This is a genomic window from Castellaniella sp. MT123, from assembly GCF_039614765.1.
GTDB lineage: Bacteria > Pseudomonadota > Gammaproteobacteria > Burkholderiales > Burkholderiaceae_B > Castellaniella.
The window spans coordinates 1,571,439-1,595,677 of record NZ_CP154879.1 but is presented as its reverse complement, the minus strand read 5'-3'; the positions used below and the strand labels follow the sequence as shown (position 1 = coordinate 1,595,677).

The following is a 24,239-nucleotide window of genomic DNA, read 5'->3' as shown; positions in this document are numbered from 1 at the left end:
GCTGCAGCGGCTCCTACAGCATGCCGATCAGCCGTGTGTCGGGAAGGCGAATTCCGTCCCCTTGACCTCGCTGTCCGGCCAGCGCTGCATCACGGATTTCTGGCGGGTATAGAACCGCACGCCTTCCTCGCCATAGACGTTCATGTCGCCGAACAGGCTGTTCTTCCAGCCGCCAAAACCGTGCCAGGCCATCGGCACGGGGATGGGCACGTTGATGCCGACCATGCCGACCTGGATGCGGCGGGCGAATTCCCGGGCGGCGTGGCCGTCCCGCGTGAAGCAGGCGACGCCGTTGCCGAAACTGTGTTCATTGATGATGCGGATGGCCGAGTCGATGTCGGGCGCGCGCACGCAGGACAGCACCGGGCCGAAGATTTCTTCCCGATAGATCCGCATCGACGGCGTGACGTGGTCGAACAGGCAGCCGCCGACGAAGAAGCCTTCCTCGTGTCCGGGAACCGTGAGGCCACGCCCGTCGAGAACAAGCTGAGCGCCTTCGCTGACGCCGATGTCCAGGTAGTTGTGGATACGCTGCAGGGCATCCCGGGTAATCACGGGACCCATCTCGGCCTCGGCATCCATGCCGTGGGAAATCTTCAAGTTTCGGGTGCGTTCGGCCAGCAAGGGCATGATGCGGTCGGCGGCGTCGCCCACCAGGACGGCGACCGACACCGCCATGCAGCGCTCGCCCGCAGCGCCGTAGGCGGAGCCGATCAGGGCGTTGACGGCCTGATCCAGATCGGCGTCGGGCATGATCACCATGTGATTCTTGGCGCCGCCCAGGGCCTGTACCCGCTTGCCGTGGTGCGCGCCCCGTTCGTAGATCGAGCGGGCGATCGGGGTGGAACCCACGAAGCTGATCGCCTGGACCTCGGGATGACTCAGCAGCGCCTCGACGGCTTGCTTGTCGCCCTGGATCACATTGAAGACGCCGTCGGGCAGACCGGCCTCGCTCAACAGTTCGGCGATGCGCAGGGATACGGAAGGGTCGCGCTCGCTGGGCTTGAGGATAAAGCAGTTGCCCGCCGCGATCGCCAGCGGAAACATCCAGCAGGGCACCATGGCCGGGAAGTTGAACGGCGTGATGCCCGCCACCACACCCAGGGGCTGGCGCAGGGTCCAGTTGTCCAGACCTGTGGCGACCTGCTCGGTGTAGTCTCCTTTCAACAATTGGGGGATGCCGCAGGCAAATTCGATGATGTCGATGCCCCGGGCCAGTTCACCCATAGCGTCGCTGAATACCTTGCCGTGTTCCGCCGTGATGATGGCCGCGAGTTCTTCACTATGGGTGTTCATCAGCTCCAGAAACCGGAACATGACTCGGGCCCGGCGCGATGCTGGGGTATTGGACCAGGCGGGAAAGGCGGCGGCCGCGGAGCGCACGGCGGCTTCCAGGTCCTCCGGGCTGGCCAGTCGCAACTGGCGCGTGATTTCTCCGGTGGCCGGATTGTGGATGGCTTGGGTGTGGGTGCCCAGGCCCGGTGTGCGGCGCCCATTGATGAAGTGACCGACGTCCGCCGTGTCCGTGTAGGCTTGCATGAGAATCTCCGGAGAAAGTGATGGGGTGAGTGAAATGCGATGTCGGCTCAGTGTAGGAACGGCATTGCGGCTCGCATAGATCGAAAAGCTGGAATCATTGTTTGATTTCGTGAACAATGACCGGATGGATCCAAAAAATGTCGATCGGCTCTGGCCGCATATTCACTGGTTGACCGTGCTGGCTCAGCAAGGCAGTTTTACGGCGGCGGCCCGGCGGTTGTCGGTCAGCAAGGCCGCCATGAGCCAGCGTATGGCCGAACTGGAGCTGGCGGCCGGTGTGCCGTTGATTCAGCGCACGACACGCTCCGTCCGCCTGACCGAGGCCGGCCAGCGCCTGGTCGACGATACGCGGGATGCCTACGCGCACATCGCGTCCAGCTTTGCCGATGTCCAGGATCTTTCGGTAGTGCCCAGTGGCTTGTTGCGCATCACGGCGCCCGTGGCCTTTGCCCGCCAGCAGCTCGTCGCCTGCCTGCCGGAATTCCTGCGGCGCTACCCGAAGATCCGGCTTGAACTCGACATGCGCGATGGGCTGGTATCCCTGGCTTCCGAGGGCTTCGACCTGGCCCTGCGCCACGTCGAAGTTCCCCCGGATACCTACGTGGCGCGGGTCCTGTGCCAGACGCGCACCCTGCTGGTGGCCAGTCCCGGCTATCTGGCGCAGTACGGCACGCCCCAGGATCCCTGGCAGCTCGGGGATCATCGGCATCTGCATTACCCGCGTCAGCATGGCGTGGCGAACTGGGTCTTTGAACGCATGGATGCCGGATCGTTGGACAGTCAGGTGACGGTTCGGGTCCAGCCCTGTTTCGTGGCGAACAATAGCGAGGTGCTGCGCGACATGGCCTGCGCGGGGGCTGGGGTGGCGCTGCTACCCGACTTTTCCGCGCAACGTGCGGTCCAGGATGGGGAATTGGTTGAAATCCTGCCTCAGTGGTGTCCGGTCAGCACGTTCGGGCGCACGATTTTCGCCCTGCGGCCGTATGCCAGCCAGGCGCCGAGAAACGTGCGGGTCCTGCTGGATTACCTGCTGGAAGTCTTTTCACAGGGGTTCGACCACAGGCCCGGGCGTGCGCTCTGATTCGAAGAAACGCCATAGGCGCGGGTGCCCCGAGTAGGTCACATTGAAGCGCAGCCAGCCGTCCTCGTGTCCCGCCGGATCGAAGTAGCTGCCGGGCGCTAGCCAGATGCCGGCTTTCAGCGCCCGCGCCGCCAGGCCGATCATGCCGTCCGTGCCCGGGAAGGGCTGTCGGGGCCGGGCCCACAGGAACAGGCCTGCGCCGGGCTCGTCCCAGATTTCGAATCCGTGCTCGTGCATGGCGGCAGTGACCTGATCGTGGGCCCGATGCAGGCGTTCGCGGATACCGCGCAGATAGGTCGCATGGCGGCCGTCGCGCAGGACGTGATGGACGATGCGTTCCATCACTTCGGCCGAGGTCAGGCCCAACGACATCTTGGTGCGGGCGCATTGCTCCAACAGTGCCTTGGCGCAGGTCAGGTAGCCGACGCGGGTGGAGGGCATGACGCTTTTGGCGAAGCCCGACACGTAGATCACGCGGCTCGTGCCGGCCAGGGCCGCCAGCAGCGGGGCCGGTTCCGACAGCAGGTCGCGCGATACGTCGTCCTCGACAACAAGGATGGAATGGCGCTCGGCCAGTTGCAGCAGGCGGAATGCGCCAGCCATGGTGAATGTGGCGCCCGTGGGGTTCTGCAGGACGGTGGTGACGAACATGGCCCGGATAGGGTGCCGGCTGGCCAGGTCTTCCAGGGTCTGCTCGCAGATGCCTTCGCGCGTGCGGGGCACGGCATGCACGACGATGTGGTTCAGGGCCAGGATCTGCAGCAGATTGGCGTAGCAGGGGGCTTCGACGGCGACGTGGTCGCCAGGGCGCAGAATGGTTCGCACCACGATGTCCAGCGCCTGGGTTGCGCCATGGGTCAGCAGGACCTGATTCGGCTCGACCTCCAGCCCGTATTCCAGCAGGTGGTGGGCAATATGCTCGCGCAAGGGGTAATAGCCGAGTGGATGTCCGTAGGATGACATCTGGCTGACCGGCACACGGCTCATCTGGCGCAAGGCATGCGGCAGGCCGGTCTCGTCATGCCAGTCGGGCGGCAGCCAGCCGCATCCGGCCTTGATGGAAATCGAATGATCGGCAAAGACGTCCGCCAGCAGCCAGGATGAGCCGATCCGCGGGACCACCCAGTCCGGGACGGACGACGCCGGAACCTGTCTGGGGCGGGCGACACGGAAATTCGCACCGGGCCGGGATTGCAGCACCCCCTGGGCCACCAGCCGGTTGTAGGCGGCCATGACAGTGAAGGTGCTGAGCCCGTGGTCCTGGGCAAATCGCCTAACCGAGGGGAGTGCCATCCCCGGGCGCAGCACCCGGTCGCGGATGGCGTGTTCCAGCGCCTCCACGGCCTGATCCACCAGGCTGGGCGCCCGCTTTCGATCGCGATCCGGTTCGAACAGGATCATGTCGATCTTGGCAGGAGGCTTTGATGCATGCGTCGATTCCTCTGTCGGTCAGTACAGTTGTTTGAATTTAAACAATACAGTTATCCGGCCATCCTGTCACCGTGTATGTATCTCGGGCAATGGGCAGCCCAGAATGAATCAACCGCATTTCCCCGCATCGAGAGGCTGCCATGCACACCGAAGTCACGAACACGATGGATCTGTCCAATTTGTGGATGCCGTTCACCGCCAACCGCCAGTTCAAGGCGCACCCCAGGCTGCTGACCGGGGCCAAGGACATGCACTACACGGCGGCGGATGGCCATTCGGTGCTGGATGGCACGTCCGGCCTGTGGTGCGTCAATGCGGGGCATGCACGCCAGCCCATCATCGATGCCATTCATCGCCAGGCCACCCAGCTGGACTATGCGCCCAGCTTCCAGATCGGCCACGAGGACTCCTTTCACGCCGCCACGGAAGTCGCCGCCCTGATGCCCAAGGGGCTGGATCGCATCTTCTTCACGAATTCCGGGTCGGAATCCGTCGATACGGCGCTCAAGATCGCAGTTGCCTATCACCGGGCGCGCGGCGAAGGGCAGCGCACCCGCCTGATCGGGCGCGAGCGCGGCTATCACGGAGTCGGATTCGGAGGTATTTCGGTGGGGGGGATCTCGTCCAACCGCAAGGCGTTTTCCGGGGTGTTGCTGCCGGGTGTGGATCATCTGCCGCATACGCACGATCTGGCCCACAATGCCTGGTCTCGCGGCCAGCCCGCCTGGGGGGCGCATTTTGCCGACGCCCTGGAAAGCATCATTGCGCTGCATGATGCCTCGACGATCGCGGCCGTCATCGTCGAACCCCTGGCGGGATCCACCGGGGTGCTGCTGCCACCCAAGGGATATCTGGAAAAACTGCGTGCCATCACCGAAAAACACGGCATTTTGCTGATTTTCGACGAGGTCATCACCGGCTTCGGCCGGCTGGGGGCGGCGACCGCCAGCGACTTCTTCGGCGTGACGCCGGACCTGATCACTATGGCCAAGGGTATCAGCAACGCGGCGGTGCCGGCGGGCGCCGTGGCCGTGCGCCGTTCCGTCCATGACACGATCATCGACGCCAGCGCCAGCGGTATTGAATTCTTCCATGGCTATACCTATTCCGCGCATCCGCTGGCGACGGCCGCCATCCGGGCCACGCTGGGGATCTACCGCGACGAACAGCTCTTCAAGCGGGCGCATGACCTTTCCGTGCCGTTCGAAAACGCAGCGCACGGGCTGAAGGGCGCGCGCCATGTGATCGACGTCCGCAATCTGGGGCTGGTGGCCGGCATCGAGCTGACCCCGCGTGAAGGCGCGCCGGGGGCGCGCGCCGCGGAAGTCTTCAGCAAGTGCTTCGATCAAGGTGTGCTGGTACGCTATACCGGTGACATCATCGCGGTTTCGCCTCCGCTGATTATCAGCGAGGAACAGATTGCACGGATTTTCGAAACCATCGCCGCAGTGCTGAAGACCGTGGAGTAACGAGGGCAAGCTGGGCACTATTTTTGTGACGAGCTCGGGTGTCGATGAAATCACGGGAAGATCGTGGTACTGAATTTTCCATCTGATCGGCAGGGAGGCGCGAGGGCCAGTCGATTTTTCAGCGGGGGGCAGGCGGCGCCCCGAGGCTTGCGCCGGGGACAAGGGTAGGTTGTAGCGGCTCTTGTGGCGGGACGGGCCTGCCAGCCAGCAGATCCACGATGATGTGAGCAGCCCGAGCGCCAATATCGCTATCCGGAATGCGGATGGTGGTGAGTTCGGGCTGCATCATGGCTGCCTCTTCGAGGCCGTCAAAGCCGATGAGCGATATCTCTTCGGGTACTTTGATGCCCAAGCGGCGGCACTCGTGCAAGGCGCCCATGGCCTGCAGGTCGGTGCCGAACAGAATAACCGTAGGACGGGGTGACATCCGCCAGATTTGACGGATGGCCTGGCGCCCCCCCTCGTAAGAAAAGGGGTACTCGATGATCCAGTCCTCGGGAATCGCGAGCCCGGCTTCGTGTACGGCGGCCAGGATGCCTGCTCGTCGGTAGCGAGCGCGTTCGTTGCCGATGATCGTGCCACCGCAAATGCCCAGATGCGTATGGCCTTTTTCCAGTGCTAGCTTGGCAAGCTTGTAGGCTGCGTCGAAGTTCGAGATGCCAACGCAATAGGGGTGTTGGCTGCCATCCACGGACCAGGTGAGTACATAGGGTAGTTTGTACTGGCGCAGCAGGCTGAAGACTGCGTCTTCATGGTCTGTCCCTACCATGATGATGCCGTCTACGCCCTTTTCGAGGATGGCGCGGATGAGAGAGGCCTCGGTTTCAATGTGATATTCGTGGCTGACAATAAGCAGCTGGTAGCCTTGGGCCCAAAGTGCCTGCTGAATGGAGTGGGTCGAGTGGGCGAAGATGGGGTTGTTGAGTGTGGGGTATACGGCAGCGATAGTCTGGCTGCGTCGCGAGGCCAGGGCGCGAGCCGCACCATCGCGGATATAACCCAGTTGGGCAACCGCATTGTTCACAGCTTCGAGTGTCTTGGGTTTGACGCGGTCGGGCACGGAAAGTGCTCGGGAAGCGCTACCCAGCGATACACCCGCCAGGCGAGCGACATCGGCTAGAGTGGGTCTGCTGTATGTCATGGAGTACCTAAAAACATCGGGTGTTTACTCATTGACAGTGTCTGAGCGGCCTATGGTAACCTGCCCTCACACAAATTTGAAACGTTTCATTTTATTAATCACCCCTCCCAACAGCATTGTAATTGCTGTTTTTAAAAAATTAGAGTTGAAGCGCTTCAAAAATGTTGAAATAGAAGGAGCTGTTGATGTCTCTGTTGTCGATCAGTGCCTCGCTCGGCTTTCCTGAATAGCAGGCTGGGGCATTAAAACATCAAGTGAATCCCAACAGGAGATTCCACCCGGAAGCCCTAGGGATCAAGGAGTGTAGACATGAAATTCAAAAAAACTGTTTTTGCCATTGCTGTCGGTGTCATGGCCTTTGGGGCTACCGCGGCCACTGCGGCGACAATCAAGGTGGGCGCCTTGTTTCCGTTCAGCGGCGGCCTGGCACTGCTGGGACAGGAAAGCTTTCGAGGGGTGGAGCTCGCCATCAACGAGGTGAATGCAGCCGGCGGCATTAATGGAGACAAAATCGAGATCGTCAAGGCAGATGCCGTTGACCCCAACCAAGCGGTGTCCGGTGCCAAGCGTCTGGTATCCGATGGTGTAGTTGCCATTTTTGGCAGCTATGCATCCGGACTCTCCTATGCCGCATCGCCAGTCGCCGAACTGGCTGGTGTTCCGTACTTTGAGTTGGGTGCTACAGCGCATAAGATCACCACCCGTGGGTACAAATATTTGTTTCGCACCAACCCGAATACCGCCAAGTATGGTGTAGCTGTGGTTGATGCCCTGCATGGCCTGATTGCTCCTGGCATAGGGTTGAGTGCCAAGGATATCCGCATCGGCATCATTCATGAAGATGGCCCCTATGGTACTGATGTGGCCGCAACCGAGAAGAAGCGTGCCGCGGAGTTGGGCTACCAGGTGGTTGAGACGCTGCCTTATTCCGCCAAATCGGTTGATCTGTCTTCTTTGGTCCTACGTCTGAAGGGTGCCAAGGCCAATGTGGTGCTGCAGACTTCATATCAGAACGACACCATCTTGTACTTCCGCCAGGCTAAGGAAGCGAATTTTCATCCCAAGGTCGTGATTGGTGCTGGGGGCGGCTATTCGCTGATGGATACCGCTAAGGCTGTAGGGGCGGACATCGACGGTGTGTTCGATCTGGATTTTCCTCAAGCATCGATCAACCCGAAGGGAGCTCCCGGGTTGGAAAAATTTCTTGCCGAGTATAAGTCGGCTTATAGCAGTACGCCGCAGTCCGGGCACAGTCTGGCTAACTATGTCGGGGCCAAGGCATTCCTTGACATCATGGCACACGCCAAATCATTTGATAAAGACAAAATTCGTGAGGCCGTGCTGGCATACAAGAAGCCCGACGGCGAAAGCGCCAATGGCTGGGGCTTCGATTTCGCCAAAGAGGGCCAGAATGAGGCCTCCAATTTCTATGTGATGCAGTGGCAAAACGGTGAACTGGTCACCATTGAGCCCAAAAATCTTGCGCTGGGCAAGCCGAAGTTCAACCAGTGAGCGTGGCACCGTCGTCGCCGTGACTGGCGCCCGGGCTGATTTGTCCCCTCGGCACGAAACCTTCATTTTTCCAAGAGATTGACCATGGATATTTTTTTCCAGTTAATCATCAATGGTCTCCTGCTGGGGGGGGCCTACATGATCATCAGCCTGGGCCTGACGCTCATCTTCGGGGTCGTGCGTGTCGTCAACTTCGCCCACGGCGAGTTTTTGATGATCGGCATGTACTTCGTCTATCTGATGGCAGCGCATCTGGGTATCCACCCCTACATCGGCCTAGTGCCCGCGGCCATCGTGCTGTTCGCCCTGGGGGCCTTCGTGCAGAAAGTGGTGATCGAGCCGCTGCTGGACGCGGGCGAGGAAATCCAGATTTTCGCCACGGTGGGCGTCTCCACCATTTTGCTCAACCTGGCCCTAGTCATCTTCGGCGCGGACGTGTTTCGGGCGCATACCTCGGTGGGTACTGGCTCGTTCGAGGTCGGTCCATTTTCCCTGGTGACGGGGCAGGTGGTCACGTTCGTGATCGCCATCGCCCTGGCCGTGGGCCTGCATCTGTTCATGCACCGCACCTATCTGGGGCGCGCGCTGCGGGCCGTGGCCCAGCAACGCTACGCCGCCATGCTCATGGGGGTCAACGTCAAGTTCGTCTATGTCATTGCCTTTGGCCTGGGCTCGGCCTTCGTGGGGGTCGCCGCCGGCCTGCTGGCGCCGCAGTATCCGGTGTTTCCCACGGTGGGCACGTATTTCGTGCTGACGGCTTTCGTGATCGTGGTGCTGGGCGGCATGGGCGACCTCTACGGCGCGGTGGTGGGTTCGCTCATCATCGGCGTGGTGGACACCCTGGCGGGCTTCTACATCGCGCCTGATCTCAAGGAAGTCGTCTATTTCGGTATTTTTTTGCTGATTCTGATCCTGCGCCCCAGCGGGCTGTTCGGGTTGGGCACTGAATAAGCAGGAGCGCCTCATGTTCCCCGATTTTCGCAATCCAAAAGCGTATGTCAGCCTGGCGGTTCTGATCCTCGCGTTTCTCGTGCCCCTGGCGCTGGACACGGCCTTCTGGACCAATCTCTTCGTTCTCATCTTCGTCTTTGCCGCGCTGTCGATCGCCTGGAACATCGTCGGCGGCTTTGCCGGGCAGCTGTCGCTGGGCCACGCGGTGTTCTACGGCATCGGTGGATACACCGCCACGCTGCTCACGCAGGCATACGGCATCAGCCCCTGGATCGGCATGCTGGCCGGGGCGGTGATTTCCGGCGTGGTGGCCATCATCATCAGCTATCCCACCTTGCGCCTGAAAGGCCCGTTCTTCGCCCTGGCCACCATCGCCATCCTGGAGGTGGTGCGCCTGCTGGTGATCCACGAGGAAAGCTGGACGGGCGGCTCCAGCGGCATCAGCCTGCCGCTGAACATCGGCTGGGAGTGGATGATCTTCCGTAACAAGACCAATTACCTGATCATCGCCTTCGGCCTGTTTATGTTCGTCTTCTGGGCTTCGTGGCTGATCCGCAAGTCGCGCCTGGGGCACTACCTGCTGGCCATCCGCGAGCGCGAGGACGCGGCGCAGGCCGTGGGGGTGAACACCGCCAGCAAGAAGACCCAGGCCGCCGTGCTGTCGGCCATGCTCACCAGCATCGTCGGCACCTTTCACATCACCTATCTCACCTTCGTCGATCCGCAATCCGCCTTTTCGCTCGAACTGTCCATCCAGATCGCCATGTTTGCGCTGATCGGCGGCATGGGCACGCTGGCCGGCCCCGTTGCCGGCACGTTTCTGGTGCTGCCGATCGCCGAGCTGGCGCGCGCCTGGCTGAGCGGCGTGAGCAACGGGCTGCACGGGCTCATCTACGGCGTCGTGCTGGTGGTCGTCGTGCTGACCATCCCGCAGGGGCTGGTGGGGTCGTTCGGCGCCCGCGTAGGCCGCTGGGTGTCGCGCCTGCCGTATCTGGGCCGGGCCCCCGCGGCGCCGGCGCGGGCCGGCCAGCTGGCGCAGGGCTGTGCGCGCCAGGAAACGCCCGTGCTTGAGGCGCGCAATCTGTTCAAGAATTTCGGCGGCCTGCGCGCCACCAACGACGTGTCGCTGACGCTGTTTGAAAACGAGATCCTGGGCATCATCGGCGCCAACGGGGCGGGCAAGACCACAGTGTTCAACCAGCTCTCGGGCTTCATCCGGCCCGACCAGGGCACGATCCGCCTGCGCGCGCGCGACGGCCAGTGGGCAAGCTGCAATGCGCCGTATGAATATGCGCACCAAGGCCTGAGCCGCACCTTCCAGACGGCTTTGCCCTTCACCAGCCTGACGGTGCTCGAGAACATCATGCTGGGGGCCTTCATCAACACCACCGACCGCCGCGAGGCCGAGGCCGTGGCGCTCGAGGTGGCCGGACTCACCGACCTCACCGAGCTGCTCGGCGTCGAGGCGCGCAACCTGACGGTGGGCGGGGTCAAGCGCCTAGAAGTGGCCCGCGCCCTGGCCACGCGGCCCAAGATCCTGCTGCTCGACGAGGTGATGGCGGGCCTGAACCCCACCGACATCGACAAGGCTATCGCGATGATCCGCCGCGTGCGCGAGTCGGGGGTGTCGGTGGTCATGATCGAGCACATGATGCAGGCCGTCATGGCCTTGTCCGACCGCATCATCGTCATCAGCGAGGGGCAGGTGCTCACCAGCGGCTCGCCGCGCGAGGTGGTGGAGAACCCGCAAGTGATCGAGGCCTATCTGGGCCGGGAGCAGCAACATGCTTAAAGTGTCCAATCTCTGCGCCGGCTATGGCAAGACCCAGGTGCTGGACAATGTCAGCTTCGACGTCCAGGCAGGCGAGGTCGTCACCTTGATTGGCGCCAACGGGGCGGGCAAGACCACCATGCTCAAGGCCATCTGCGGCGTCATCCCCGTCACCCAGGGCGTGGTCGAGTTCGAGGGAGTCGATCTGGCCAACCGCAACGCGTTCGACGTGGTGGCCGCCGGGGTCACGATGATCCCCGAGGGGCGGCAGCTGTTTCCGGGATTCACCGTGCGCGACAACCTGCTGATGGGCTCTTACAAGCCCGCCGCCCGGGCGCAGGCGGCGCAGCGCATGGCCGAGGTGCTGGAAATCTTTCCGCGCGTACAAGAGCGCCTGAACCAGCTGGCGGGCTCGCTGTCGGGCGGCGAGCAGCAGATGGTGGCGATCGCCCGCGGCCTGATGGCCGGACCCCGGCTGCTGATTTTCGACGAGCCCTCGGTGGGCCTGTCGCCGCTGCTGGTGCAGCAGATGTTCGACATCATCGAGCGCATCACGGCCAGCGGCATGACGGTGCTGCTGGTCGAGCAGAACGTCTTCCAGACCCTGAAGCTGGCTGACCGCGGCTACGTGCTGGAAAACGGCACCATCGTGCTGGAGGGTACGGGCGCCGAATTGCTGGGCAACCCCCACATCAAGAAGGCCTATCTGGGGGGCTAGGCGCCTCAGTCTTTCAGGTAGATGTCCAGGCGCTGCGCGGCATTGCGTAGGTGCGTTTCGGCGGCGCGGGCGGCGGTGGTACCGTCGTGCGCCTCGATGGCGTCGAGAATCTGGTGGTGCTCGGTCTGCACGGCCATCACCAGATCCTGGTGGTGGGTGACCGTATTGGTGCGGGCCCGGCGGATGAGCCCGCGTACGTGCTGTTCGAGGTATTCATTGAGCGCGATGAAGTGTGGGTTGTGCGTGGCGTCGCAGATGGCCTGGTGAAAGGCGTAGTCTTCGCTGTCGCCGGGCTGACCGTTGAGAATGGCGTATTCCATGCCCACCAGTGCCCGGCGGATTTCTTTCAGGTCGTCGGTCGTGTGGCGCACGGCAGCGTGCCGGGCGGCAGCCGACTCAAATGCCACCAATAGTTCGATGATGTGCTCGATGGCATCGTGATCGTTGAGCGCTGTGGTGGAAAGCCGAAATGATTGTCGGGCGCTGCGCTCGTTGACGAAGACGCCGCGCCCCTGATGCGAGCTGACCAGGCCCTCGGACTTGAGCTGTGAGATGGCTTCGCGCACGACCGAGCGGCTGACGCCAAACTGCTCGCACAACTGCTTTTCGCTAGGCAGCTTGCTGCCGGAGGCAAGACGGCTTTGTTGTATTTCGTCTTTCAGCCAGTCGATGATGCCGGTGGTGAGTGGCTGTGAGGGTGTGTCCATGTTTTTAGTCATAGGTACGTGCCGTCGGTCAGTATTACACGATATACAGGCCACCGTTTACGTGCACCGTCTCGCCGGTAATGAAACTGGCCAGATCGGAGCATAGGAAGGCGATGACGCTGGCCACCTCGGCGGCCAAGCCAAAACGCTTCAGGGGGGTGCTGTCGAGCAGCACTTGGCCTTTTTGGCGCACTAGGGGTTCGGTCATGGCGGTGGCAATGATGCCAGGGGCTACGATATTTACCCGGGTCTTGGGGGCCAGTTCGAGCGCGAGACTTTTGCTCAGGCTGCTGACGGCACCCTTGGATGCCGAGTAGTGTGCGTGGCCTAGGCTACCGCGGTGGCCAGCCAGAGACGACAGGGTGACGATGGCGCTGTTGTCGGTCAGGTGCGGGATGACGCTGCGACACATATAGAAGGTGCCATCCAGATTGATGCTTATCAGCTTTCGCCATTGTTCATCGCTCATGCTCTCGATGCGCTGCTCGGGGTAGATGCCTGCCGAATGCACTAGATAGTCGATGCCGCCGTGGTGACTGGCAACCGTTTGTGCCAACTGCTGACAGGCCTGGGCGTCTGATACGTCCACTGTGTGGGTAGAGATGCTGCCGGGTGAAGTCTTCAGTTCGTAGGCCAGGGCATCGAGCGCCTGGGTGGAGAGATCGCACAGGGCGACGTTGGCCCCGGCCTGGGCCATCTGCCGGGCCACCTCGCGGCCAATGCCGCCGCTGGCGCCGGTGATGAGTGCGGTTTTGCCGGTGAAAGAAATCATGCGAGTCTCCTGTTAGGGTTATTCCTAATACTGTTCAAATTATTGAAAATAAACGAATAATTCTTGTTGATCGAGAATTTGCCAGTCGCGCCATGGACTTTCGTTGACAAGCAATTTTCGACCTGACTAGAATTCTACAACTTGTCTGATAAGCTAAGCAAACATATCAGACAAGTACGAATATGGATAACTACATAGGAGTGGCAGGAGTGAAGTACACAAAGATTGCAGCAATGATGTCGGTGTGCGGCTTGCTGGCCGTCGGCACCGTCCAGGCCGAACCGCTGAAGATCGCCCTGGTCGAAACCTTGTCCGGCCCGCAGGCCTCGACCGGGCTTCTGTACCGCACGGCGGTCAAGTACGGACTGGAAGAAATCAACCAGGCGGGCGGCTGGGACGGCGCGCCGGTCGAGCTGGCTGAATACGACAACCAGGGCGGGCCCGCAGGCGCGTCCGACAAGGTGAAGGCGGCGATTGCCGGCGGCGCTCGCGTCATCATCCAGGGTTCGTCCTCGGCGGTGTCGGGGCAGATCACGGAAGACGTGCGCAAATACAATCTGCGCAACCCGGGCAAGGAAGTGCTCTACCTGAACATGGGCGGTGAGGCGCTCGAGCTCACAGGCGACAAGTGCCACTTCTATCATTTCCGCTTCACCACCAATGCCACGATCCGCGTGAAGACGCTGGTGCATGCCATGAAAGACGCGGGCGACCTGGGCACCAAGGTGTTCTCCATGAACCAGAACTATTCCTGGGGCATGGACATGCAAAAGGCCATTCAGAGCTTTGCTAAAGAGGGCGGCTACACCGTGGTCGAATCCGTCCTGCATGACGTCAACAAGATTCAGGACTTCGCGCCGTACACCTCCAAGATTCGCGCCAGTGGCGCCCAGACGGTGATCACCGGCAACTGGTCGAACGACCTGCTGCTGCTCATGAAGAGCGCGCGCAATGCGGGCCTGAACGTGCGCTTCGGCACGGTGTTCCTCGACCAGCCGGGCAATATCGCCAACGCCGGTGAAACCGCGCTGGGACACTACGTGTCCACGGCCTTCAACCTCGGCTTGAACGACAAGACCGGGCAGTTCGGCGAGGCCTACAAGGCCAAGACTGGTCACTACCCGACCTTCATCGAGCCGCAGACGGTCTTTGGCATGGAAATGCTGGGCCAGGCGCTGAAGAACACGCCGACCAAGGACGGCGGAATGCCGGTCAGCCAGCTGGCCCTGAACCTCGAAAAGGTGAAGATCCAGACCCCCATGGGCGAGCAGACCATCCGCGCTGCGGATCACCAGGTGGTGCTGCCCATCGTGGTGTCCAAAGTCAGCAAAGAGGCCAAGTACAAGGCCGACGACACCGACATGGGCTTTCTGGCCGTGAAGACCTTCACCGGCGAAGAAGCGGTCAATCCGGTGGAATCCACCTGCAAGATGAAGCGCCCCGCCTGAACCGGCAGCAGGGGCCGCCGCTGACGGCGGTCCCGGCTGCCGTCGTCTCCAAAAAACGTCGTTCACCGCGCATAGACCGGCCTTCGGCCCGGCGCTGCGCTACGGGGAATCCGCATGGAATTTTTCACCATCTCCTTGCTCAATGGCGTGATCTACGGATTGCTGCTGTTCATGGTGTCGGCCGGCCTGACACTGATTTTCGGCATGATGGGGGTTCTGAACTTCGCGCACGCCGCCTTCTACATGCTGGGGGCCTATCTGGCCTACAGCCTGCAGAAAGTGCTGGGGTTCTGGCCCGCCATCATCTTGTCGCCCGTGCTGGTCGGGGTCATCGGCGGCCTGGTCGAGCGCTACATGCTGCGCCGCGTGCACCAGTACGGCCACGGGCACCAGCTGCTGCTCACCTTCGGCGTGTCCTTCATCATCACCGAGCTGGTCAAACTGTTCTACGGCAACTACCCGGTGGACTACCAGGTGCCGGCCTCGCTCGATTTTTCCGCCTTCAGCATCTTCGGGGCCAACTACCCCTTCTACCGCCTGCTGATCGGCGGCACTTCGGTGCTGATGTTCGCCCTCATCTACCTGCTGCTCACGCGCACCCGCGTCGGCATCGTGGTGCGCTCGGCCGTGTTCAAGCCGCGCATGGCCGAGGCGCTGGGGCATAACGTGCCCATGGTCTTCATGGGCGTCTTCGCCGTGGGCTCGGCGCTGGCCGGGCTGGCCGGTGCCGTGGCCGGGGCGTTTTATACGACCAATCCGAACATGTCGCTCGAACTGGGCGTCATGGTGTTCGTCGTGGTGGTGGTGGGTGGCCTCGGGTCGCTGGGGGGCGCCATGGTGGCATCGCTGCTGATCGGTCTCATCACCTCGTTTGCCGTCGGCGTGGACTACAGCCTGGCCGATGGCCTGGGGCTGCTGGGGCTGGGCGACTGGGCCCAGCGCGTGGGCGGCCTGCTGACGCTGAAAGTGTCTTCCCTGGCGGGCACCATCCCCTTCGCCCTGATGTTGCTGGTGCTGATGGTGCGCCCCTCCGGGCTGATGGGCAATCGGGAGTAGAAAAATGATGTCAAGTCGTATTTTGACGCTGCTGGTGCTGCTGGCCCTGCTGGTGCTGGCGCCCCTGTACCTGCCCATGGCCCTGGTGAATGCCGGCATCCAGATGCTGATCGCCGCTCTGTTCGCCACGGCCTTCAACGTGCTGGCCGGGCAGGGCGGGATGCTGTCGTTCGGCCATTCGGCCTATTTCGCCATCGGTACCTTCGCCACGATCCACGCCATGAATGCCGTCGAGGAGATCGCCGGTTTTCCCACGCCGCTGCTGCCGCTGGCCGGGCTGATCGGGGGCGGCCTGCTGGGCGTGGTGGCCGGCTGGTTTTCCACCCAGCGCAGCGGCGTCTACTTCGCCATGGTGACGCTGGCGCTGGCCGAGCTGCTGCATTCGCTCGCGCCGCACCTGAGCGGCATCTTCGGCGGTGAAGGCGGGGTGTCGGCCATGCGCATGCCGGCCTGGGGCCTGGATTTCGGCTCCTCCGTCCAGGTGTACTACCTGACGCTGTTCTGGGTGGTGCTGGGGGTGGCCTTGCTGTACTACTTCACGCGCACGCCGCTGGGCCGCCTGTGCGAAGGCCTGCGCGAGAACACGCATCGCCTGCGCTTCATGGGCTACGACGTGCACCGCCTGCGGCTCATGGTGTTCACCGTGTCGGCGGCCTTCTCGGGGCTGGCAGGAGCCTTGCTGGCCATGAACAACGAGGCCGCCAACTACGTGCTCTTCGACATGAACCTGTCGGCGCAGGTGGTGCTCAATGCCTACATCGGCGGCATCGGCGCCTTCTTCGGCCCGGCGCTGGGGGCGGCGGTCATGACGTTCTTCGGCTATGCCGTGTCCGACCTGACGCGCACCTGGCTGCTGTATCAGGGCGTGATCTTCGTGCTCGTGATGATGTTCATGCCCGCCGGGCTGTTCAGCATCGGCAAGTGGTGGCGCCGCCACAGCGACCACCACTCGGTGCGCCAGCTGGGCGCGGTGCTGGCGGGCTGGAGCACTGCCTGCGTGCTGGGCGCGGTGGGGCTGGTGTTCGTCGTCGAAGTGCTGGCCGTGATCCTGGCCCAGGATTATCAATCGCTGCTCGTGGCCGGGCAGCCGTGGCCGGCCATCCAGCTCTTTGGCTTGTCACTGCTGCCGGGGCAGGTGTGGGTGTGGCTGGTGCCGCTGGCCCTGATGGTGGCCGGAGTGCTGGGAGTGCTGGGTGTCAGCCGCCGCTGGGCCCGCTTGCGTGAGGAGTATGCATCATGAGTCAGGTACGTCAAGGGGCGGCCTCGGCCCCGATCCTGCAGCTGTCCGGGGTACACAAATCGTTTGGCGAGACGCAGATCATCCGCGGGGTGGATTTGTCCATCATCGAGGGCGAGCGTCACGCCATCATCGGGCCCAACGGCGCGGGAAAATCCACGTTGTTTCACCTGATTTCGGGGCAGCTGCAGCCCACCAGCGGCACGATCACGCTGCAGGGGCGCGAGATTCAGGGCAAGACGCCGCGCGCCATCAATCAGATGGGGCTGGCCCGCTCGTTCCAGATCACCAACATCTTCCCCGGGCACAGCGTGTTCGAGAACCTGCGCTTCGGGCTGCTGCGCCGCTACGGCCTGCAATACAACTTCTGGAGCCGCGTCGATCAGGCGCGCGCGATCACGCAGGAGACCGAGCAGTTGCTCGAAGAGCTGCGCCTGCTGCGCTCGCGCGAGGTGCTGGCGGGCGAGCTGTCGTATTCCGAGCAGCGCTCGCTGGAGATCGGCATGGCGCTGGCCTCCGACCCGCGGGTGGTGCTGCTCGACGAGCCCATGGCCGGCATGTCGCGCGAAGAAACCGACTACAGCGTGGGCCTGATCCGCGAGCTGACGGCCAAGCGCACGCTCATGATCGTCGAGCACGACATGGACGTGGTGTTCTCGCTCAGCGACCGCGTGAGCGTGCTGGTCTACGGCCAGATCATCGCCACCGGCACGCCCGATGAAATCCGCAACAATCAGCAGGTGCAGGAAGCCTATCTGGGCACGGAGGTGAGCGTATGAGCGCCGGTCAGACGATGCCGCCCGCGGCGCAGCCCTTGCTGTCGGTGCGCGGCCTGCATGCGCATTACGGCAAGAGCCATATCCTCCGGGGGCTCGATTTCGAGGTGGGGCGCAGCAAGGTGCTGAGCCTGCTGGGCCGCAATGGCGCGGGCCGCTCCACCACCCTGAAGGCGCTGATGGGTATGGTGCCCCCGAGCGCCGGGCAGGTGTGTTTCGACGGCCACGAGCTGGCCGGTATGCAGCCCTACGCCATCGCCCGCCGCGGCATGGCGTTCGTGCCCGAAGAGCGTGACGTCTTCGCCAATCTGAGCGTCGAGGAAAACCTGGTGATGGGCATGCAGCCGCCACGCAAGGGCGCGGCCCAGTGGACGATCGAGCAGATGTTCACTTATTTCCCGCGGCTCAAAGAGCGGCGCAACACCCTGGCGGGCAATCTGTCGGGCGGCGAGCAGCAGATGCTGACCATCTGCCGCTCTTTGCTGGGCAACCCGCAGCTCATCATGATCGACGAGCCCACTGAGGGCCTGGCACCCAAGATCGTCGAGGTGGTGGGCGAGGCTATCGAAGACATCCACCAGCATGGCGTCTCGGTCATCCTGGTCGAGCAGAAACTCGCCATCGCCATGAAGATTTCCACCGACGTCTGTCTGCTGGGACACGGCCACATCGTGTTCAGCGGCACGCCCGAAGAACTTACCGATCAACCTCAATTGCTCAAGGACTGGCTGGCCGTATGACGACTCCCTACACACTCGACGCCCTTCAGGGGCTGGCCCGCGGCCAAGGTTTCGCGGGCCTGCGCGACAAGGTCGTCGTCATCACGGGCGCAGCCAGCGGCATCGGGCTGTCCATGGCCCATGCGTTTGCCGCCGCCGGCGCGCGCCTGGCGCTCATCGACCTGAACGGCACGGCCCTGAAGGCCGCCGCGCAGGGCCTGCAGCAAGCCGTTCCCGAGGCGCAGTTGGCCCGTCACGTGGCTGCGGTCGATGACGAAGCCGCCGTGGCGCGGGCCTTTGCCGCCATCGACGGGCAGTGGGGGCAGGTGGACGTGCTGCTCAACAATGCTGGCATTTCCATGAACTGCCCCACGCTCGAACTCTCGGGCGAGGCCTGGCGCAAGGCGGTGGACGTCAATCTCAACGGCGTGTTCTATTGCGCGCAGGCGGCGGCCCGCTGCATGGTGGCGCGCGGCGAGGGCGTCATCCTCAACATGGCATCCATGTACGGCGTGGTGGCCGCTCCCGAGCGGGCGGCGTATTGCGCCACCAAGGCGGCGGTGGCCATGCTGACGAAATCCCTGGCCATCGAATGGGGCCCCGAAGGAGTGCGCGTCAACGCCATCGCGCCGGGCTACATCCGCACCGCGCTGGTGGATGACCTCGTGGCGCGCGGCCGCATGGATCTCGACGCCCTGGTGCGCCGCACGCCCAGCGGCCGCCTGGGCACCCCCGAAGAAATCGCCGCCCTGGGCCTGTTCCTGGCCTCGGATCACGCCGCCTTCATCAACGGTCACGTGGCCCTGGCCGATGGCGGTTGGTCGGCCTACAGCTATATCTGATCATCTCGTGGAGAGCTCTCATGTCTAAACTTATTTCGCTGTCTCCCGCCGCTCCGTGGGCCGAACTGCGCGTCACCGAGGCCGACTGGAAGGCCGCTGACCCGGCCGTGCTGGGCACCCTGCTGTCGCACATGCACCTGATTCGCGCGTTTGAAGAAACCGTGGTGGGCCTGGCCCTGGATGGTCTGGTGCACGGCCCGGCGCACTCCAGCATCGGCCAGGAAGGCGGTGCCGCCGGGGCGCTGGCGATGCTCACGGCAGCCGACCAGGTCAATGGCTCGCACCGCGGGCACCATCATTTCCTGTCCAAGTCGCTGGCCTACCTCATGCCGTCCGGTGTGGACCCCCGCGCCGCGTTGACCCAGCCTGTGCAAGCCCTGTTGCAGCGCACGCTAGCCGAGATTCTGGGTCTGTCGCAAGGCTTTTGCCATGGCCGTGGCGGCTCGATGCACCTGCGCTGGGAAAAGGCCGGCGTCACCGGCACCAACGCCATCGTGGGCGGTGGCGTGCCGCTGGCGGCGGGTTCGGCCTGGGCGCACCGCCATGCGGGCAGCGATGCCGTGGCGGTCACGTTCTTTGGCGACGGCGCGGTCAACATTGGCTCGGTACTGGAAACCATGAACCTGGCCGCCGCCTGGAAGCTGCCGCTGTGCTTTTTCATCGAGAATAACCGCTATGCAGTGTCCACCAACGTCGAGGAAGCCACCGCTGAGCCGCGCCTGTCGGCACGCGGCCTGGCGTTCAATATCCCCAGCTGGAAAGTGGACGGGATGGATGTCTACGCCGTGCACCTCACCATGCAGCGCGCCCTGGCGCATATGCGCCAGGGCAAGGGCCCGGTGGTGATCGAGGCCGACGTCTACCGCTACCTGCACCAGAACGGCGGCTTTCCGGGCAGCGCCTTTGGCTACCGCAGCAAGGAAGAAGAAGCCGCCTGGCGCCAGCGTGATCCGCTCGATCATCTGGCCGCCCGCATGCAGGCACTGGGCATGATCACCGCCGCCGAGGTCGAGGCCCTGCGCGCGCGCATGCAGGCCGCCATGCAGCAGGCCGTGGAGGCGCTGACCGAGGCCGACCCTGCGGGCAAGGCGGGTAAGAAGCGCATCCGCCTCGAGCTGTGGCCCGATCCGGGCTTTCGCGACGTGGGCCTGCGCGGCGACCTGCACGAGCTCGACGGCGCCCGCTGCGAGGAAGAGTCCAGCTTCAAGGGCGCGCTGCACGAGCGCAAGTTCATCGACGTGATCGCCGATACGCTCGATCGCCGCATGGCCGCCGACGAGCGCATCGTCGTGCTGGGCGAGGACGTGCACCGCCTGAAGGGCGGCACCAACGGCGCCACGCGCGGCCTGAAAGAGAAGTACCCCACGCGCGTGCTGGGCACGCCCATCAGCGAAAACGCCTTCGCGGGCCTGGGCGGCGGCATGGCGATGGATGGGCGCTTTCGGCCAGTGGTCGAGTTCATGTATCCCGACTTTCTCTGGGTGGCCGCCGACCAGGTCTTCAACCAGATTGGCAAGGCGCGGCACATGTTTGGCGGCGACAGCAAGATGCCGCTCGTGCTGCGCTCGAAGGTGGCCATGGGCACGGGCTATGGCTCGCAGCACTCGATGGACCCCGCCGGCATCTTCGCCACGAGCCCGGGCTGGCGCATCGTGGCGCCTTCTACGCCCTTCGACTACGTGGGCCTCATGCATGCCGCGCTGCAGCTGGAAGACCCCGTGCTGGTCATCGAGCACGTCGATCTGTACGCCAGCAGCGGCCTGGCGCCGGTGGACGATTTCGACTACCAGACCTCCTTTGGCAAGGCCGCCGTCCGGCGCGAGGGTTCGGCGCTCACCGTGCTGACCTATCTGTCCATGGTGCGCCACTCGCTCGAAGCGGTCGAGCAGACCGGCGTGGACGCCGAGGTTATCGATCTGCGTTGGCTGGATCGCGCCAGCCTCGACTGGGAGACGATCGGCGCCAGCATCCGCAAGACCAACAACGTGCTCATTGTCGAGCAGGGCGCGCGCGGCACGTCGTATGGCGCCTGGCTGGCCGACGAGATTCAGCGCCGATTCTTCGACTGGCTCGACCAGCCGATCCAGCGGGTGACCGGCGGCGAGGCGTCGCCCAGCATTTCCAAGGTGCTGGAGCGCGCTGCCTGCGCCCGCACCGAAGAGGTGGTCGAGGGGCTTGAGCGGGTGATGCGCGAGCAGGGCGCGCCGCTGCGCGCGTGAGGCCGCCACGGTTTGTATCCCCTATGGGACGCTCTTGCGTACGTCAGGCAAGGGCAATCATGATCAATCTTGAACAAGGAGGGCGGTGACATGGCCGTTCTATTACAGATGCCCGAGGTGGCCGCCAATATGGAGTCCGCCACCATCGTGGCCTGGAGCAAGGCCGAGGGCGACCCGGTGGCCGTCGGCGACTGCCTGGCGGAGATCGAGACCGACAAGGCCGTCATCGAGTTCAACGCTGAGTCCGACGGAGTGCTGGGCAAGATTCTGGTGCCCGCGGGCCAGGCCGCCGCCGTGGCCGCGCCCATCGCGTTGCTGCTGGCCCCCGGCGAGACGGCCGCGGATGCGGCGGCCCTGGTGGGGCAGGCGCGCGACGCTGCGGCTGCGCAGCCGCCGGCCCAGGCCGTGGGTGCCGGTACGCCGCCTGCCGCTGGCGCGGCAGCCTCCGTTTCGGGGGCGTCCGCTGCGGGGCTAGCTGCTTCGGCGGCCTCGTCGCTGGGCGCGGCCCCCGCCCCCGCCCCGGGCGCATTGGTTGCGCCGCTGGCTGTGGCTGATGCCCCCCAAGGCCGCGTGTTCGCCAGTCCTCTGGCGCGCCGCCTGGCAGCCGAGGCTGGCCTGGCGCTGCAGGGCTTGCCGGGCAGCGGGCCGCATGGCCGTATCGTGCGGTGCGATGTGCAGGCCGCCTTGCGGCAGCCGCAGGTGCCTGTTGCGCCCGCAGCGGTTGCCAGCGCTGCCGCCCCGGCGATGGGAACCGGTCAGACTGGCGTGACGCGCATTCCGCACACGGCCATGCGCCGCACCATTGCCCGCCGCCTGCTGGAGAGCAAGACCACGGTGCCGCACTTTTACCTGCGCGCCGACTGCCGCATGGACGAGCTGCTGGCTTTGCGCCAGCGCATCAACGCCAGCGTGGCGCAGCGCATCTCGGTCAACGACCTGATCGTCAAGGCGGCTGCCGTGGCGTTGGCCGAGCTGCCGCAGATGAACGTCAGCTGGACGGACGACGCCTTGCTGCAATACGAGGCGGTGGACGTGTCGGTGGCCGTGGCCACCGAGTCCGGCCTCATCACGCCCATCGTGCGCCAGGCCGACCAGAAGGCGCTGTCGGCCATCAGCACGGATATCGCCGATTTGGCAGCTCGCGCGCGCGAAGGCCGCCTGCAGCCGCATGAATATCAGGGCGGCAGCTTCACGGTCAGCAATCTGGGCATGCACGGCGTCACCGAGTTTGCCGCCATCATCAACCCGCCGCAGGCCGCCATCCTGGCCGTGGGCGCTACCGAAAAGCGCGCCATCGTCGATTCCGAAGAGCAGATTTTCGTCGCCTCCATGATGACGGTCACGCTGTCGGTCGATCACCGCGCCATCGACGGCGCGCTGGCGGCATGCTGGCTGAAGGTCTTCAAGCGCCTCATTGAGGCGCCCATGAGCATTTTGATCTGAGGGTGCCATGGCACAAACTGAATATGACGTCGCCGTCGTTGGCGCAGGGCCCGGCGGCTATGTCGCGGCCATCCGCGCGGCACAGGTGGGGCTGCGCACGGCCCTGATCGAAAAGGCCGACCTGGGTGGCATCTGCCTCAATTGGGGCTGCATCCCCACTAAGGCGCTGTTGCGCTCAGCGGATGTATTGCGCCTCACCCGCGCGGCGGCGCAGTTTGGCGTGCAGGTGGCCGAGCCGCAAGCCGACCTGGCCGCTATGGTGGCCCGCTCGCGTCAGGTGGCGGGCCAGCTGCAGCGCGGCGTGGCGCACCTCATGAAAAAACACGGTGTGGAGGTCATCCGCGCGCAGGCCAGCCTGGCCGGGCGCGGCTGCCTGAACCTTGCTGCCGTGGCGGGCGGCCAGGTGCCCGCCCGGCTGCGGGCCAAGTCCATCATCCTGGCGACCGGTGCGCGCGCTCGTGAGCTGCCGGGGCTCGCACCTGACCCGGCCTCGGTCTGGTACTACCGCGAGGCCCTGGCGCCCACGTTTCTGCCCCGGCGGCTGCTGGTGGTGGGCGCGGGGGCCATCGGCATCGAGTTCGCCAGCTTCTATCACGCTCTGGGCGCGCAGGTGCAGGTGGCCGAGATGGCCGAGCACGTCCTGCCCGCCGAGGACATCGAGGTCAGCACCCACATGGAGGCTGCCCTGCGCAAGCAGGGCCTCCACCTGCACCTGGGCACGCGCATCACGGCCACCCGCCGGGTCGCCGGGGCCTGGCAGGTGACGCTCGATGGGCACGACCAGCCCTGCGAAGTGGACGTGATCCTGGTGGCGGCCGGCATCCAGGGCAATGTCGAGCAGCTGGGGCTGGAGCACACTGCCGTGCGCGTCGAGAAGACGCACATCCTGACGGATGCCTGGTGCCAGACCGGCGAGCCCGGCGTCTATGCCATCGGCGACGTGGCCGGGGCCCCCTGGCTGGCTCACAAGGCGTCGCACGAAGCCGTGCTGTGCGTGGAAAAGATCGCCGGGCTGGATGCGCACCCCTTGGTTCCCGAGCGTGTTCCAGCATGCACCTACAGCCATCCGCAAGTGGCCCACGTGGGCCTCACCGAGGCGCAGGCGCGCGCCAACGGGCGCGCCGTCAAGGTGGGCAAGTTTCCCTTCGTGGCCAACGGCAAGGCCATCGCTTTGGGCGACACCGAGGGCTTCGTCAAGGTGATCTTCGATGACGCCAGCGGCGAGTTGCTGGGGGCGCACATGGTGGGGGCGGAAGTGACCGAGATGATCCAGGGCTATGGCGTCGCCATGGGACTGGAAACCACCGAGGCCGAACTCATGCAGACCATCTTTGCGCATCCGACGCAATCCGAAGCCATGCATGAGGCCGTGCTGTCCGCTTACGGCAGGGCCTTGCATATTTGAGA

20 protein-coding genes are annotated in these 24,239 nt (G+C 64.1%); 15 read left to right on the top strand and 5 right to left on the bottom strand.

The window, feature by feature from the left end; translation table 11 throughout:
• Nucleotides 1–27: 27 nt before the first annotated feature.
• Nucleotides 28–1,539 carry a CoA-acylating methylmalonate-semialdehyde dehydrogenase gene (locus tag ABCV34_RS07430; protein ID WP_345798565.1) on the bottom strand — a complete coding sequence of 504 codons (1,512 nt, stop codon included), beginning with the start codon at nucleotides 1,537–1,539 and terminating at the stop codon, nucleotides 28–30.
• 124 nt (nucleotides 1,540–1,663) lie between these two features.
• Here ABCV34_RS07430 and ABCV34_RS07425 point away from each other — a divergent pair, with 124 nt between their 5' ends.
• Nucleotides 1,664–2,620, top strand: coding sequence for a LysR family transcriptional regulator (locus ABCV34_RS07425; RefSeq protein ID WP_345798564.1), 957 nt, complete (start codon nucleotides 1,664–1,666; stop codon nucleotides 2,618–2,620).
• Here ABCV34_RS07425 and ABCV34_RS07420 read toward each other — a convergent pair.
• The gene (locus ABCV34_RS07420) at nucleotides 2,582–4,021 is read right to left on the bottom strand and encodes a PLP-dependent aminotransferase family protein (RefSeq protein ID WP_345798563.1); all 1,440 of its coding nucleotides are present in this window, start codon (nucleotides 4,019–4,021) and stop codon (nucleotides 2,582–2,584) included. The two genes, ABCV34_RS07425 and ABCV34_RS07420, sit on opposite strands and share 39 nt — an antisense overlap.
• Nucleotides 4,022–4,236: 215 nt before the next feature.
• Between ABCV34_RS07420 and ABCV34_RS07415 the strand changes: the two genes are divergently transcribed.
• The gene (locus ABCV34_RS07415; RefSeq protein WP_345798731.1) at nucleotides 4,237–5,520 is read left to right on the top strand and encodes an aspartate aminotransferase family protein; all 1,284 of its coding nucleotides are present in this window, start codon (nucleotides 4,237–4,239) and stop codon (nucleotides 5,518–5,520) included.
• A 118-nt stretch (nucleotides 5,521–5,638) separates the two neighbouring features.
• Here the strand turns inward: ABCV34_RS07415 and ABCV34_RS07410 are convergent, their stop codons facing one another.
• Complete coding sequence (locus ABCV34_RS07410; protein ID WP_345798562.1) at nucleotides 5,639–6,661, bottom strand: LacI family DNA-binding transcriptional regulator; 1,023 nt, start codon at nucleotides 6,659–6,661, stop codon at nucleotides 5,639–5,641.
• 351 nt (nucleotides 6,662–7,012) lie between these two features.
• On the opposite strand from ABCV34_RS07410, the gene ABCV34_RS07405 reads away from it, so the two are divergent.
• The 4 genes from ABCV34_RS07405 (at nucleotide 7,013) to ABCV34_RS07390 (ending at nucleotide 11,613) form a co-directional block, all read left to right on the top strand.
• Nucleotides 7,013–8,173 (top strand): ABC transporter substrate-binding protein, encoded by a 1,161-nt coding sequence (locus tag ABCV34_RS07405; RefSeq protein ID WP_345798730.1) that lies wholly within the window; start codon nucleotides 7,013–7,015, stop codon nucleotides 8,171–8,173.
• An 84-nt stretch (nucleotides 8,174–8,257) separates the two neighbouring features.
• On the top strand, nucleotides 8,258–9,124 hold the full coding sequence (locus tag ABCV34_RS07400) for a branched-chain amino acid ABC transporter permease (protein WP_345798561.1): 867 nt from the start codon (nucleotides 8,258–8,260) through the stop codon (nucleotides 9,122–9,124).
• Between the two features lie 13 nt (nucleotides 9,125–9,137).
• Complete coding sequence (locus tag ABCV34_RS07395) at nucleotides 9,138–10,916, top strand: branched-chain amino acid ABC transporter ATP-binding protein/permease (RefSeq protein WP_345798560.1); 1,779 nt, start codon at nucleotides 9,138–9,140, stop codon at nucleotides 10,914–10,916.
• Nucleotides 10,909–11,613 (top strand): ABC transporter ATP-binding protein, encoded by a 705-nt coding sequence (locus tag ABCV34_RS07390; protein ID WP_345798559.1) that lies wholly within the window; start codon nucleotides 10,909–10,911, stop codon nucleotides 11,611–11,613. Before ABCV34_RS07395 ends, ABCV34_RS07390 begins: the two co-directional genes overlap by 8 nt.
• A 5-nt stretch (nucleotides 11,614–11,618) precedes the next feature.
• Here ABCV34_RS07390 and ABCV34_RS07385 read toward each other — a convergent pair whose 3' ends face one another.
• Both ABCV34_RS07385 and ABCV34_RS07380 read right to left on the bottom strand, forming a co-directional pair.
• Nucleotides 11,619–12,320 carry a FadR/GntR family transcriptional regulator gene (locus ABCV34_RS07385; protein ID WP_345798558.1) on the bottom strand — a complete coding sequence of 234 codons (702 nt, stop codon included), beginning with the start codon at nucleotides 12,318–12,320 and terminating at the stop codon, nucleotides 11,619–11,621.
• A gap of 34 nt (nucleotides 12,321–12,354) precedes the next feature.
• A complete protein-coding gene (locus tag ABCV34_RS07380; protein WP_345798557.1) occupies nucleotides 12,355–13,092 on the bottom strand; it encodes an SDR family NAD(P)-dependent oxidoreductase in 738 nt (245 codons plus the stop codon).
• Between the two features lie 233 nt (nucleotides 13,093–13,325).
• Here ABCV34_RS07380 and ABCV34_RS07375 point away from each other — a divergent pair, with 233 nt between their 5' ends.
• The 9 genes from ABCV34_RS07375 to lpdA all read left to right on the top strand — a co-directional run bounded on the left by ABCV34_RS07375 (nucleotide 13,326) and on the right by lpdA (nucleotide 24,237).
• On the top strand, nucleotides 13,326–14,540 hold the full coding sequence (locus tag ABCV34_RS07375; protein WP_345798729.1) for a branched-chain amino acid ABC transporter substrate-binding protein: 1,215 nt from the start codon (nucleotides 13,326–13,328) through the stop codon (nucleotides 14,538–14,540).
• A gap of 114 nt (nucleotides 14,541–14,654) precedes the next feature.
• A complete protein-coding gene (locus tag ABCV34_RS07370) occupies nucleotides 14,655–15,596 on the top strand; it encodes a branched-chain amino acid ABC transporter permease (protein WP_345798556.1) in 942 nt (313 codons plus the stop codon).
• A gap of 4 nt (nucleotides 15,597–15,600) precedes the next feature.
• On the top strand, nucleotides 15,601–16,836 hold the full coding sequence (locus ABCV34_RS07365) for a branched-chain amino acid ABC transporter permease (protein ID WP_345798555.1): 1,236 nt from the start codon (nucleotides 15,601–15,603) through the stop codon (nucleotides 16,834–16,836).
• Nucleotides 16,833–17,612 (top strand): ABC transporter ATP-binding protein, encoded by a 780-nt coding sequence (locus ABCV34_RS07360; RefSeq protein WP_345798554.1) that lies wholly within the window; start codon nucleotides 16,833–16,835, stop codon nucleotides 17,610–17,612. The genes ABCV34_RS07365 and ABCV34_RS07360 overlap by 4 nt, the downstream gene beginning before the upstream one ends.
• Nucleotides 17,609–18,349 carry an ABC transporter ATP-binding protein gene (locus ABCV34_RS07355; protein ID WP_345798553.1) on the top strand — a complete coding sequence of 247 codons (741 nt, stop codon included), beginning with the start codon at nucleotides 17,609–17,611 and terminating at the stop codon, nucleotides 18,347–18,349. The genes ABCV34_RS07360 and ABCV34_RS07355 overlap by 4 nt, the downstream gene beginning before the upstream one ends.
• Nucleotides 18,346–19,170: a glucose 1-dehydrogenase gene (locus ABCV34_RS07350; protein WP_345798552.1), complete on the top strand. Its 825-nt coding sequence runs from the start codon at nucleotides 18,346–18,348 to the stop codon at nucleotides 19,168–19,170. The genes ABCV34_RS07355 and ABCV34_RS07350 overlap by 4 nt, the downstream gene beginning before the upstream one ends.
• A 20-nt stretch (nucleotides 19,171–19,190) precedes the next feature.
• Nucleotides 19,191–21,389: a thiamine pyrophosphate-dependent enzyme gene (locus ABCV34_RS07345; protein WP_345798551.1), complete on the top strand. Its 2,199-nt coding sequence runs from the start codon at nucleotides 19,191–19,193 to the stop codon at nucleotides 21,387–21,389.
• A gap of 90 nt (nucleotides 21,390–21,479) precedes the next feature.
• The gene (locus tag ABCV34_RS07340; RefSeq protein WP_345798550.1) at nucleotides 21,480–22,832 is read left to right on the top strand and encodes a pyruvate dehydrogenase complex dihydrolipoamide acetyltransferase; all 1,353 of its coding nucleotides are present in this window, start codon (nucleotides 21,480–21,482) and stop codon (nucleotides 22,830–22,832) included.
• 7 nt (nucleotides 22,833–22,839) lie between these two features.
• Nucleotides 22,840–24,237, top strand: coding sequence for a dihydrolipoyl dehydrogenase (gene lpdA / locus ABCV34_RS07335; protein ID WP_345798549.1), 1,398 nt, complete (start codon nucleotides 22,840–22,842; stop codon nucleotides 24,235–24,237).
• Nucleotides 24,238–24,239: the final 2 nt, after the last annotated feature.

Coding starts and splice junctions, on each gene's coding strand:
- ABCV34_RS07360 (WP_345798554.1), top strand. CDS start 16,833: ATGAGTCAGGTACGTCAAGGGGCGGCCTCGGCCCCGATCCTGCAGCTG.
- ABCV34_RS07340 (WP_345798550.1), top strand. CDS start 21,480: ATGGCCGTTCTATTACAGATGCCCGAGGTGGCCGCCAATATGGAGTCC.
- ABCV34_RS07350 (WP_345798552.1), top strand. CDS start 18,346: ATGACGACTCCCTACACACTCGACGCCCTTCAGGGGCTGGCCCGCGGC.
- ABCV34_RS07425 (WP_345798564.1), top strand. CDS start 1,664: ATGGATCCAAAAAATGTCGATCGGCTCTGGCCGCATATTCACTGGTTG.
- ABCV34_RS07370 (WP_345798556.1), top strand. CDS start 14,655: ATGGAATTTTTCACCATCTCCTTGCTCAATGGCGTGATCTACGGATTG.
- ABCV34_RS07420 (WP_345798563.1), bottom strand. CDS start 4,021: ATGATCCTGTTCGAACCGGATCGCGATCGAAAGCGGGCGCCCAGCCTG.
- ABCV34_RS07365 (WP_345798555.1), top strand. CDS start 15,601: ATGATGTCAAGTCGTATTTTGACGCTGCTGGTGCTGCTGGCCCTGCTG.
- ABCV34_RS07410 (WP_345798562.1), bottom strand. CDS start 6,661: ATGACATACAGCAGACCCACTCTAGCCGATGTCGCTCGCCTGGCGGGT.
- ABCV34_RS07415 (WP_345798731.1), top strand. CDS start 4,237: ATGCCGTTCACCGCCAACCGCCAGTTCAAGGCGCACCCCAGGCTGCTG.
- lpdA (WP_345798549.1), top strand. CDS start 22,840: ATGGCACAAACTGAATATGACGTCGCCGTCGTTGGCGCAGGGCCCGGC.
- ABCV34_RS07430 (WP_345798565.1), bottom strand. CDS start 1,539: ATGCAAGCCTACACGGACACGGCGGACGTCGGTCACTTCATCAATGGG.
- ABCV34_RS07405 (WP_345798730.1), top strand. CDS start 7,013: ATGGCCTTTGGGGCTACCGCGGCCACTGCGGCGACAATCAAGGTGGGC.
- ABCV34_RS07355 (WP_345798553.1), top strand. CDS start 17,609: ATGAGCGCCGGTCAGACGATGCCGCCCGCGGCGCAGCCCTTGCTGTCG.
- ABCV34_RS07380 (WP_345798557.1), bottom strand. CDS start 13,092: ATGATTTCTTTCACCGGCAAAACCGCACTCATCACCGGCGCCAGCGGC.
- ABCV34_RS07390 (WP_345798559.1), top strand. CDS start 10,909: ATGCTTAAAGTGTCCAATCTCTGCGCCGGCTATGGCAAGACCCAGGTG.
- ABCV34_RS07385 (WP_345798558.1), bottom strand. CDS start 12,320: ATGGACACACCCTCACAGCCACTCACCACCGGCATCATCGACTGGCTG.
- ABCV34_RS07400 (WP_345798561.1), top strand. CDS start 8,258: ATGGATATTTTTTTCCAGTTAATCATCAATGGTCTCCTGCTGGGGGGG.
- ABCV34_RS07345 (WP_345798551.1), top strand. CDS start 19,191: ATGTCTAAACTTATTTCGCTGTCTCCCGCCGCTCCGTGGGCCGAACTG.
- ABCV34_RS07375 (WP_345798729.1), top strand. CDS start 13,326: ATGATGTCGGTGTGCGGCTTGCTGGCCGTCGGCACCGTCCAGGCCGAA.
- ABCV34_RS07395 (WP_345798560.1), top strand. CDS start 9,138: ATGTTCCCCGATTTTCGCAATCCAAAAGCGTATGTCAGCCTGGCGGTT.